Here is an 11397-nt window from a genome sequence, read left to right as displayed (position 1 = left end):
ATGTCGTTCAGCCTACCCGCGGACCCGCCCACAGCCCGGAGCCTCACCGCCATCGTGCCGCAATTGCTTGCGTCGCTGACGGGCGACGGTGACTGGTTCGCGCCGGCCCGATCGGCGATCCTGATCCTCGTCGACGGTCTCGGTCGCGGGAACCTCACTGCCCGGGCCGGACACGCCCGGTTTCTGACGGGCGCGATGACGAAGAAGGATGCCGCGCGCAGCACTTTTCCCTCGACGACGGCCACGGCCCTCACCGGGCTTCTCACGGCGACCGACGCCGGCGCCCACGGAATCGTCGGATACCGTGCCCGTATCCCGGGGACCGATATCGCGCCCAACCAGCTCAAGGGGTGGGAGAGCGACGGACTCGACCCGATGACCTGGCAGCGCTCGGCGCCCCTGCTCGAACGGGAAGCCCACGCCGGACGTCCCACCTTCGTGGTGACCAAGGGGCTGTATCGCGACAGCGGCTTCACGCAGGCGATCCAGCGCGGGGCGGAGTTCGTCGCCGCCGCGACGCCGTCCGAGCGTCTCGCCGCTGCCGCGGCGCGCGCGTCCGCGCACCCCGGCGCACTGGTCTACGTGTACATCCCGGAGCTCGATACCCTCGGACACGCCTACGGGTGGGAGTCCGCGCAGTGGCTGCAAGGACTGGAGGAGCTCGACGCGGACCTTCGCCGGTTCGACGCTCAGCTCGCCCCGGGTGTCGGCGCCCTCGTCACGGCTGACCACGGCATGGTCGACGTGCCGGCTCATCGGCAGGTGCTGCTGCGGGACGGCGATCCGCTGCTCCAGGGTGTGCGGCTGGTGGCGGGGGAGCCTCGAATGCTGCAGCTCTACACGGAGGACCGCGAGTCTCGCGCCGTCGCGGAGCGCTGGAGTGAGGCCGAGCAGTCGCGCTCGTGGGTGATGACGCGCGACGAAGCGATCGATGCCGGCCTGTACGGCGCCGCGGTGCACCCCGACGTCCGCCCCCGCATCGGCGACGTGCTCGTCGCGGCCCGCAGCGCGGTGGCCTACTACGACGACCGCCTGGCCGACAAGAAGCCACAGCGGATGATCGGCCAGCACGGATCGTTGACCGATCAGGAACGCATCGTCCCGCTCATCAGACTCGGCGCGCTCGCGAAGGGCTGAGCATCCGTCCCGCGCCGACCTCGACGCGACTCACCCGTCTTCGGTGCGCGCTCCGAAGACGATCTCGTCCCACGACGGCATCGAGGTGCGCCCCTTGCGGCGAGACGAATCGCTGATGACGGTGTCTTCCATCGCGGATGCCGAGTCCTCGGCATCCGTCGCCGATTCGTCGTAGCCGGGCTCGAGTGCGTCGAACAGGGCCACGGGGGAGTGCGGACGCTCCGTGGCCGACTCCTCCGCGGGCATGGGCTCACGCTGGCCGCGACGGCGGCGCAGCGCCTCGAGGAGGTCTGCTGTCTCGGCCGATGTGACCGCGTGGTCGGGAGCGCGCTTGATCGCGGCATCCTGAACCGCGGGCGCGACGGGCACGCGCACGTCCGGCCGCGTGATGTCCGCTTCGGGAGCGAGGGAATCGGCGTCCAGACGCCGCGGGACGAACGCACCGGAGTCGAACCGCGACGCATCCTTCAGCGGCGACGCATCGAGCGCGCGCAGGCGGGGGATCAGTCCTTCGGGGAGCGACCCCTGACGAGAGAGCTGGGTCGCATCGGCGTTGAGCGGAGCGAGACTGCTGCGGCGCGGGTCGAAGCCCCACCGTGCGTCGTGGTCGACCTCGTTCGCCGTGAACTCGAGCTTGACGACCCAGCCGTCCTCGTCCTTCCAGCTGGTCCACCGTTCACCGCTCGCGCCCGCTTCGGCGAGCTTGGCCCGCACCGCGACACCGAACGTCGGCTGCGCCGCGGCATCGAGCTCTCCCGCGATCAGCACCGGGACGGCCAACGCCTGGCCCACGATGTGCTCACGCTCGGCGAGAACGGGACGCTCGAAGCGCTGCACGTCCTCCAGACGAGCGCCGAGCAGCTCCGCGACCTCCTGCGCCGACATACCGGAACGGATATGCGCCTGGATGTCGCGAGGGCTCGGTCGCGCTGCACGCGGCTCGTTGTCGCGCTGTGCGCGGCGCAGCTGGCTGCGCAGCGTCTCGTCGATCGGCAGCGCGTACCGTTCGCCGGACTCCGTGGCGAGAACGAGGACACCTTCCTCGGTTCCGATCACCTTGAGCTGTTCCATGCGAAACACCCTCCCGTTCCCTGTTCGGGCACGATTCGATTGCCGGGGCCATGCTGTCACAGCACTTCGCCGCACTCGGGAATATCGCGGGCGCGCCGCGAGTTCCATGCGACGCACCCGCCGGAAGCGGGCACGCACACGACGATCATTTGCGAAATCCGAACCCGTCGTGCAAACTATCGCCGCCCCACGTCGGTCCCCCCGGCCGCGAGTCGGCACTTTGGCAACACACCTGGAAGTTGAGAGCATGGCGACCGATTACGACGCCCCCCGTAAGACCGACGACGACAGCGAGTCGATCGAGGCTCTGAAGGAGCGCGTTCCCGACAAGATGTCCGGGGCCGTCGACGTCGAGGATGCCGACAACCCCTCCGGCTTCGAGCTGCCCGGCGCCGACCTCTCCGACCTGGAGCTGGACGTGGTCGTCCTGCCGCCGCAGGAAGACGAATTCACCTGCGTCGAGTGCTTCCTCGTGAAGCACCGCACCCAGATCGACCACGAGATCGCGGGCGGCGCCGTCTGCATCGAGTGCGCCTGAGAACCCTCGGCCCCGCAGAGCCGATCCCGCTGTCGAGCTGATCTCAGCGCGACTGCGCACGCGTGATCGCGGCGACCACCCGGTCAGGCGTGCGCGTCGCGAACACCCACTCCGTGACGGGGTCGCCGGGATCGAGGACGGGAACGCGAACCACGGGGTCGATCCCGCCGCAGAACATGTGCCATGCCTTCGCGGACAGCTGAGGACCACGCGCAGCACGCGCCTCGTCTGCCCACAACGGCTCGGCGGTGCCCAGCTGATCGACCGGGATATGCGCGCGACCGACTCGCAGCTCGCCGCCTCGCACCTCCACGACCGGAGACGCGAAGACGAGCAGGCAGATCAGGACCGCACCCACGGCGATTCCCGCGGCGAGGGCGATGGTCGGATCCAGCGGGACGAACACCAGTGCGACCATCGGCGCCACCACCGCCGAGCTGAGCAGCGTCCACAGCGACGGACTGAGCCGTTCGCGGTAGCGGACGTCGGAAACGGGAGCGGCTGGAGCGGCGATGTGCATTACCCTCGTGGAGTGATCGAATCCGTGGACGTTCCCATTATCGCGCCGCAGGTTCCCGTCTACGCACATCCCGGCGACGCCGGCGCAGATCTGGTCTCCTCCGAGAGCGTGAGACTCGAACCGGGCGCCCGCGCACTGGTGGGCACGGGCGTGCGCATCGCCCTGCCGGACGGATACGCCGCTTTCGTCGTGCCCCGCAGCGGTCTGGCCGCGAAGCACGGCATCACCATCGTCAACGCGCCCGGAACGATCGACGCGGGGTACCGCGGTGAGATCAAGGTCGCGCTCCTGAACACCGATACGCGCGAGGCGTACGACATCGCCGCCGGCGACCGCATCGCTCAGCTGATCGTGATGCCCGTTCCCCGCGTCCGCTTCCTCCCCGTCGACGACTTGCCCGACACCGCACGCGGCGAGGGCGGGTTCGGCTCGACGGGCTATCAGACAGGAGTCACCGCATGAGCGATGAACTGCAGCCCACCGGCACAGGCGACCGCGCGTCGACGGGCCCCTTCGACGAGGCGGAGGCGAACCCCGTTCGCCCCTACATCGATCTCGGTGGCATCAAGGTGCTCCCGCGCGAGGGACTGAACCTTCGCCTCGAAGTCGAGGAGCAGACCAAGCGCATCGTCGCGGTCGGGCTCGACTACGCCGATTCGACCCTGCAGGTGCAGCCGTTCGCCGCCTCGCGCTCCAGCGGACTGTGGGAGGAGACCCGCGACCAGATCCGCCAGCAGATCCGCCAGCAGGGCGGGCGGGTGGAGGAGCGCCACGGCCCGCTCGGCGCCGAACTGCTCGCAGAGGTTCCCGTGGTGAGCGGGCCCGACGCGGTGGCCGGCAAGCGCCTGGCACGGTTCGTCGGCGTAGACGGACCCCGCTGGTTCCTGCGCGGTGTGATCGGGGGAGCGGCCACGACCGACGTCGAGGCGGCTGCGCGTGTGGAGGATCTTTTCCGCTCGATCGTGGTGGTGCGAGGCGGCAGCCCCATGCCGCCGCGCGACCTCATTCCGCTGAAGATGCCCGCCGCCCCCGGCACCGCATGAGCTCGCCCGCGCAGGAGCCCGAGGACGCGGCATCCGATCCGCTCACGCCGCCACCGCCGTCGGCGTCGGATCTTCTCGGAAGCGCACTGGGCAATGCGGCGCGACGGGCCGGCCTCGATCCGTCCCGACAGTCGCACACGGGACACGTCGTCTGGGCCGCCATGGGCGGCTGGCGAGGCGTGCTGGAGAGCGTGCTGCCCGGACTCGCGTTCGTCATCCTGTTCACGACCACGGCTGACCTCACGCTCTCGCTCGCGATCTCCGTGGGCGCAGCGGCGATCTTCACGATCGTCCGCCTCATCCAGCGCTCGCCCGTCAGTGCCGCACTGGGAGGACTCATCGCCACCGGTGCCGCCGCCGCCCTCGCACTGTGGACCGGCCGAGGACAGGACAACTTCGTCCCGGGCCTCATCACCAACGCTGCCTACGGGACGGCGTTTCTGATCTCGGCTCTCGTCGGGTGGTCCTTGATCGGACTGGCCGTCGGCTTCCTCATGAACGAGAGCACACGCTGGCGCAGCGATCCGCGCAAGCGCCGGGTGTTCTTCTGGCTGGCGATCGCCTGGGCCGCACTGTTCTACCTGCGCCTCGCGGTGCAGCTTCCCTTCTACTTCGCTGGCGATGTCACCACGCTCGGCACCCTGAAGCTCGTGATGGGACTGCCGTTGTTCGCCCCGCTCGTCGCCGTCACCTGGCTGGCCGTGCGGGCGGTCTATCCGCGCCACCATGACGCCAGCGCGGCATCCGAGGCGTGATAGATTTATCTTGACATCAAGATAAATTCCTTCGCCCGTGATGCGCCAGAGGCGCCATCCACGGGTAAGGACAACCTCACTAGCCCGCCGCCGCGGCGGCGGGGATGATGGAGAATCAGGCGACGGCCGTCCATGCCCGACCCTGACCCCGCCGACCGACTGAGCCCGCGGCCTCAGGAACTCCCAACGAAGGAGAGCAGACGTGTCCACTGTTGACAGCTTCGGAGCCAGGAGCACCCTCACGGTCGGTGGCACCGACTACGAGATCTACCGGATCGACACCGTCGCCGGGTACGAGAAGCTCCCGTTCAGCCTGAAGGTGCTGCTCGAGAACCTCCTTCGCACCGAGGACGGCGCCAACGTCACGAAGTCGCAGATCGAGGCCCTCGGCAACTGGGATGCCGATGCGGAGCCCGATACCGAGATCCAGTTCACCCCGGCGCGCGTCGTGATGCAGGACTTCACCGGCGTGCCCTGCATCGTCGATCTCGCCACCATGCGCGAGGCCGTCACGGCCCTCGGTGGCGACCCGGCGAAGATCAACCCGCTGTCGCCGGCCGAGATGGTCATCGACCACTCCGTCATCGCCGACCTTTTCGGCACCGAGAACGCACTCGAGCGCAACGTCGAGATCGAGTACGAGCGCAACGGCGAGCGTTACCAGTTCCTGCGCTGGGGCCAGACCGCGTTCGACGACTTCAAGGTCGTCCCGCCGGGAACCGGCATCGTCCACCAGGTGAACATCGAGCACCTCGCGAAGGTCATCTACGACCGCACGGGCAGGGACGGCGTGCTGCGCGCCTACCCCGACACCTGTGTGGGCACCGACTCGCACACGACCATGGTCAACGGTCTCGGCGTGCTCGGCTGGGGCGTCGGCGGCATCGAGGCCGAGGCCGCCATGCTCGGCCAGCCCGTCTCGATGCTCATCCCGCGCGTCGTCGGCTTCAAGCTGACCGGCGACATCCCCGCCGGCGTGACGGCGACGGACGTCGTGCTCACCATCACCGACATGCTCCGCAAGCACGGCGTCGTCGGCAAGTTCGTCGAGTTCTACGGTGCCGGCGTGGCCTCCGTCCCGCTCGCCAACCGCGCCACCATCGGAAACATGAGCCCGGAGTTCGGCTCGACCGCGGCGATCTTCCCCATCGACGACGTCACGCTGGAATACCTGCGCCTCACGGGACGCGACGAGCAGGCGGTGGCCCTGGTCGAGGCGTACGCCAAGGAGCAGAAGCTCTGGCACGACGCTGACAGCGAGCCGGTCTTCAGCGAGTACATGGAGCTCGACCTCTCGACGGTCGTGCCGTCGATCGCCGGCCCGAAGCGTCCCCAGGACCGCATCCTCCTCAGCGAGGCGAAGACGCAGTTCGAGAAGGACATCGTCAACTACACCACCCCGTCGGTGTCCAACTCGATCGTCGACCTCGACTCGATCCACTCGTTCCCGGCATCCGACCCGGGCTCCACCCCGGGCGAGGAGGAGCCCGCGACGCGCGACGTACGCATCTCCAGCGGCGCCCCCGCCGCGGCATCCAACCCGGTGCCGGTCACGTCGCCCGCGGGCGACTCCTACCTGCTCGACAACGGCGCGGTGACACTCGCCGCGATCACCTCGTGCACCAACACGTCGAACCCGTCGGTGATGATCGCCGCCGGCCTTCTCGCCCGCAAGGCGCGCAACAAGGGCCTCAAGCAGAAGCCGTGGGTGAAGACGACGCTCGGCCCCGGTTCCAAGGTCGTCACCGATTACTACGAGAAGTCCGGCCTCGACAAGGACCTCGAAGGCCTCGGCTTCTACACGGTCGGCTACGGCTGCACCATCTGCATCGGCAACTCCGGACCTCTCATCGAAGAGGTCTCGGCGGCGATCAACGAGAACGATCTCGCCGTCACGGCCGTGCTGTCGGGCAACCGCAACTTCGAGGGCCGCATCAGCCCCGACGTGAAGATGAACTACCTCGCCTCGCCGCCCCTCGTCGTCGCCTATGCCCTCGCCGGCTCGATGCACTTCGACTTCGAGACCGATCCGCTCGGGAAGGACTCGGAGGGCAACGACGTGTTCCTCAAGGACATCTGGCCCTCGCCGGACGAGGTCCAGGAGGTCATCGACTCGTCGATCTCGCGCGACCAGTTCATCAAGCAGTACGCCACCGTGTTCGACGGTGACGAGCGCTGGACGAGCCTGCCCACCCCCGAGGGCCCCATCTTCGAGTGGGATGCCGATTCGACGTACGTGCGCAAGGCGCCGTACTTCGAGGGCATGTCCATGGACCTGACCCCGGTCACGGACATCCACGGCGCTCGGGTGATGGCGACCCTCGGCGACTCGGTCACCACCGACCACATCTCGCCCGCGGGGAACATCAAGGCCGGCACGCCCGCCGCGCAGTACCTCACCGAGCACGGTGTCGCGCAGAAGGACTTCAACTCCTACGGCTCGCGTCGTGGCAACCACGAGGTCATGATCCGCGGCACGTTCGCCAACATCCGCCTCAAGAACGAGCTGGTCGCCGCGGTCAACGACGGTCAGATCGTCGAGGGCGGCTTCACCCGTGACTTCACGCAGGAGGGCGGCCCGCAGTCGTACATCTTCGACGCGTGCGAGAACTACCGCGCCGAAGGCACCCCGCTCGTCGTCTTCGGTGGCAAGGAGTACGGCTCGGGCTCATCGCGCGACTGGGCCGCGAAGGGCACGTCGCTGCTGGGCGTCAAGGCGGTCATCACCGAGAGCTTCGAGCGCATCCACCGCTCCAACCTCATCGGCATGGGCGTCGTGCCGCTGCAGTTCCCCGAGGGCCAGAGCTGGAAGTCGCTGGGCCTGGACGGCACCGAGATCGTCTCGATCGAGGGCCTCGAGAAGCTCAACGAGGGCGTCACCCCGAAGACCGTGAAGGTCACGGCGGCCCCCAGCGAGTTCTCGCCGGACGGCAAGGAGACGATCGTCTTCGACGCCAAGGTGCGCATCGACACCCCCGGTGAGGCGGACTACTACCGCAACGGCGGCATCCTCCAGTACGTGCTGCGTTCGCTGGTCTGAGCGCCGGTTATAACGCCCCGGCATCGGTCCCCGCAAGGGGACGCCGATGCCGGGGCGTCGGCGTTTGGGCGACGTAGACTCGGAGGATGAGTCTGCTCGCTTCGATCACCGGTCCGCGCGACCTGGACTCCCTGTCCACCGAGCAGCTCGAGCAGCTCGCGCACGAGATCCGTGACTTCCTCGTCGAGAACGTGGCGCGCACGGGCGGTCATCTCGGACCGAACCTCGGTGTCGTAGAGCTCACCATCGCGCTGCACCGGGTCTTCAACTCACCCGACGACCCCTTCGTCTTCGACACCGGCCATCAGTCGTATGTGCACAAGCTGCTCACCGGCCGCCAGGACTTCCGCGGCCTGCGCTCGCGCGGCGGACTCGCCGGCTACCCGCAACGCGCGGAGAGCGTCCACGACGTCGTCGAGTCCTCGCACGCGTCGAGTTCGCTGAGCTGGGCGGACGGCATCTCGCGCGCGCTGACCCGCACCGGCCGCAAGGATCACCACGTCGTCGCTGTCGTCGGTGACGGCGCGCTGACGGGCGGGATGACCTGGGAGGCACTGAACAACATCTCCGACGACAACCATCGCAATCTGGTGATCGTCGTCAACGACAACGGACGCTCCTACGCTCCGACGATCGGGGGGATGGCTCGCTATCTGAACCGGGTGCGCACCACCGAGGGCTATGAGAGCCTGCGCAAGAGTTCGGCATCCTTCTTCCGTCGACTCGGGCCCATGGGGCGCGCCGTCTACCGTGGTGTCCGCGGCGCCACGCATGGATTCCTCTCGCGCTTCTCGAACAACGAGGCGCTGTACTCGAACCTCGACATCAAGTACCTCGGTCCCATCGACGGGCACGATCTGGTCGCGCTGCAGGAGACGTTGCAGCTGGCCAAGGACTACGGTGCCCCGGTGATCGTGCACGTCATCACCGAGAAGGGCCGCGGCTACGAGCCCGCACGCAACGACGAGGCCGATCAGTTCCACGCCGTCGGCAAGATCGACCCGGCGACGGGCGAGCCGCTAGGCTCCTCGGATGCCGTCGCGTGGACCGACGCTTTCGCCGACGCCCTCGTGGCGGCGGGGGAGCGACGTGACGATGTCATCGCGATCACGGCGGCGATGCTGCGTCCGACGGGCCTGCAGCCGTTCGCGCAGCACTTCCCCGACCGCGTCTACGACGTGGGCATCGCCGAGCAGCACGCGGTGGCCTCGGCGGCAGGCCTCGCCTTCGGCGGACTGCACCCGGTGGTCGCGATCTATGCGACGTTCATGAACCGCGCCTTCGACCAGGTGCTGATGGATGTGGCCCTGCATCGCGCGGGCGTGACGTTCGTTCTCGATCGCTCCGGTGTGACCGGACCCGACGGCCCCAGCCACCACGGTGTGTGGGATCTCGCGATGCTGCAGCTGGTGCCCGGCATCCGCATCGCCGCGCCCCGCGACGAGGCGCGGTTGCGGGAGGAGTTCGACGAGGCGATCGCCGTCGATGACGCGCCCACGGTGATCCGCTTTCCGAAGGGCGCCGTCGCGGTGGATCAGCCGGCCCTCAAACGCCTCTCCGACGGTGTCGACGTGCTGTGGCAGGACGGCGCCGAGGATGTTCTGCTCGTCGGCATCGGCCCGATGACGCAGCTCGCGGTGGAGGTCGCCGAGCGCCTCCGTGCCCAGGGGATCGGAGCGACCGTCGTCGACCCGCGCTGGGTCGTGCCCGTGCAGCCCTCGATCGTGAAGCTCGCTGCCGCCCATCGCCTGGTGATCACGATCGAGGACGGCATCCGCGTGGGTGGTGTCGGAACGCGCGTGCGTCAGGTGCTGCGCGAGGCGGGCGTGGACACGGCAGTCGACGAGCTCGGCCTGCCCGATGCCTTCATCGATCACGCAAGCCGGGAGCAGATCCTCGAAGACGCCGGCCTGTCGGCCGCGAAGATCGCGCAGGACGTCGTCGCGCAGGTGCTCGGCACCCGCATTCCGATCGCCCGTCCGTCCACCGATACTGGGGCGATCTGGACCGTGCGGGGCGGCGCCGACAGCTCCGAACACGCCGACCACGGCGACGCGCGGGGCTGAACCCCGTCAGCCGCGGAGCGGGCGATCCTCCTCCTCGATCGGGGGATCACGTCGATTCGGCGTTCGGTCGGCCTGCCATCGGCCGTAGACCGTCGCGCCCGCGCACACCGCGATGACAACGCCGACCATCACAGGATCGAGCATCGCCGGTCGCGACATCGCAGTGAAGATGCTCACCACCGTCGCACCGATGGCGATGCCGAAGGCAGCGAACGCACTGAGATGAACCCATCGGCGACGCACGCCGCGAAGCGCATAGCCGACAAGCGCGGCGACGGGCAGTCCCAGGACGGTCACGAAGATCGAGACGACGCCGCCGACAGCGGCGACCCAGCCGGCAGCGTAGACCGCCGCGCCGACGCTTGGCGGGGTGAAGGGCCTCATGCTGGCAAGCGCTGCCCACACGAAAGCAGCGATCGTGAGCAGCGTCACGAACCCGAGCCAGGCGTGCAGCGCACCGCGCCACAGCTGGTCGCGCGTGAACGCGCCCGCTGCCGACGGAGGGTTCACCGCCCGGCCTCGGCGATGAGCTCCAGAAGCTCGCGGACGACGCCGCGCACGATGGGCAATCGTGCAAGCGGCAGCGTCGTCCGCAGCAGTGCCAGGCCGCGATCGAGCAGGCGCCGCGTCCGCTGCTGACCGTCGGAGCGGTCGTAGACCCAGAAGAGCGCCAGCAGGAGATGCCCGAGGAAGAGCACCGTGGGCAGCGCCTGACGGAGATCGCTCGGGACGGTTCCGGAACGTGCGCCGTCCACCGCTTCCCCGAAGAGTGCTTCCGTGATGGCGCGCGCCTGGCCGGACGCCTCGGCGAGCGGGTTGATCTCCGAGCGTGGGGAGACGGCAGCAGAGAGGAACTCCGCCGCATGCTCGTGGTACGCCGTCAGCTCGTCGAGCCCGGTGCGGTAGACGATGGCGATGCGTTCGACGAGATCGTCCGTGTCGGCGAGGGTCGGTTCGGCCGCCGCCCGATGGCGGCGTTGCACGTCGAGGTACAGCTCCTGGACCAGGTCGTTCTTGGTGGCGAAGTGGTAGTAGGCGTTACCCACCGACACGCCCGCCTCCTGCGCGATGAGGCGCATGGTCGTCGCTTCGTATCCGCGCTCGCGAAACGAGGCGAGCGCCACCTCGCGAAGCCGGGCACGCGTGCGTTCGCTTTTCGTAGACGCGGGCCCTTCAGAAGTGAACATGTTCGGAAAATATCACAACGTCCGGCGTGACAGCATGGAG

General features: G+C 68.6%; 11 protein-coding genes. 7 read left to right on the top strand and 4 right to left on the bottom strand.

All coding sequences use genetic code 11. The features are described 5' to 3' along the window. Complete coding sequence (locus ABS64_RS10810) at positions 1-1137, top strand: alkaline phosphatase family protein (RefSeq protein WP_292683515.1); 1137 nt, start codon at positions 1-3, stop codon at positions 1135-1137. A gap of 30 nt (positions 1138-1167) precedes the next feature. Here the strand turns inward: ABS64_RS10810 and sepH are convergent, their stop codons facing one another. Further along, complete coding sequence (gene sepH, locus ABS64_RS10805) at positions 1168-2208, bottom strand: septation protein SepH (protein WP_005049486.1); 1041 nt, start codon at positions 2206-2208, stop codon at positions 1168-1170. Between the two features lie 247 nt (positions 2209-2455). Between sepH and ABS64_RS10800 the strand changes: the two genes are divergently transcribed. Beyond that, a complete protein-coding gene (locus tag ABS64_RS10800; protein ID WP_005049487.1) occupies positions 2456-2746 on the top strand; it encodes a DUF4193 domain-containing protein in 291 nt (96 codons plus the stop codon). 43 nt (positions 2747-2789) lie between these two features. Here ABS64_RS10800 and ABS64_RS10795 read toward each other — a convergent pair whose 3' ends face one another. After that, a complete protein-coding gene (locus ABS64_RS10795; protein ID WP_005049489.1) occupies positions 2790-3266 on the bottom strand; it encodes a DUF3093 domain-containing protein in 477 nt (158 codons plus the stop codon). A gap of 12 nt (positions 3267-3278) precedes the next feature. Here ABS64_RS10795 and dut point away from each other — a divergent pair, with 12 nt between their 5' ends. From dut to dxs, 5 genes are all read left to right on the top strand, one after another. Next, entirely contained in the window at positions 3279-3728 is a 450-nt protein-coding gene (dut, locus tag ABS64_RS10790) for a dUTP diphosphatase (RefSeq protein WP_292683511.1), read from the top strand. Next, positions 3725-4309, top strand: coding sequence for a DUF3710 domain-containing protein (locus ABS64_RS10785; protein WP_005049491.1), 585 nt, complete (start codon positions 3725-3727; stop codon positions 4307-4309). Before dut ends, ABS64_RS10785 begins: the two co-directional genes overlap by 4 nt. Beyond that, on the top strand, positions 4306-5064 hold the full coding sequence (locus ABS64_RS10780) for a DUF3159 domain-containing protein (RefSeq protein ID WP_292683508.1): 759 nt from the start codon (positions 4306-4308) through the stop codon (positions 5062-5064). The genes ABS64_RS10785 and ABS64_RS10780 overlap by 4 nt, the downstream gene beginning before the upstream one ends. Positions 5065-5266: 202 nt before the next feature. Next, positions 5267-8104: an aconitate hydratase gene (locus ABS64_RS10775; RefSeq protein WP_292683506.1), complete on the top strand. Its 2838-nt coding sequence runs from the start codon at positions 5267-5269 to the stop codon at positions 8102-8104. 86 nt (positions 8105-8190) lie between these two features. Beyond that, the gene (gene dxs, locus ABS64_RS10770) at positions 8191-10170 is read left to right on the top strand and encodes a 1-deoxy-D-xylulose-5-phosphate synthase (RefSeq protein ID WP_292683504.1); all 1980 of its coding nucleotides are present in this window, start codon (positions 8191-8193) and stop codon (positions 10168-10170) included. Positions 10171-10176: 6 nt separating this feature from the next. On the opposite strand, the gene ABS64_RS10765 is transcribed toward dxs, so the two are convergent. After that, on the bottom strand, positions 10177-10680 hold the full coding sequence (locus ABS64_RS10765) for a hypothetical protein (RefSeq protein WP_292683503.1): 504 nt from the start codon (positions 10678-10680) through the stop codon (positions 10177-10179). Then, a complete protein-coding gene (locus ABS64_RS10760) occupies positions 10677-11357 on the bottom strand; it encodes a TetR family transcriptional regulator (protein WP_036289870.1) in 681 nt (226 codons plus the stop codon). Before ABS64_RS10760 ends, ABS64_RS10765 begins: the two co-directional genes overlap by 4 nt. Between the last annotated feature and the right edge of the window lie 40 nt (positions 11358-11397).

This window comes from Microbacterium sp. SCN 69-37, assembly GCF_001724435.1.
Lineage (GTDB): Bacteria > Actinomycetota > Actinomycetes > Actinomycetales > Microbacteriaceae > Microbacterium > Microbacterium laevaniformans.
The sequence above is the reverse complement of the archived record's forward strand: the minus strand, read 5'-3'. Positions and strand labels throughout refer to the sequence as shown.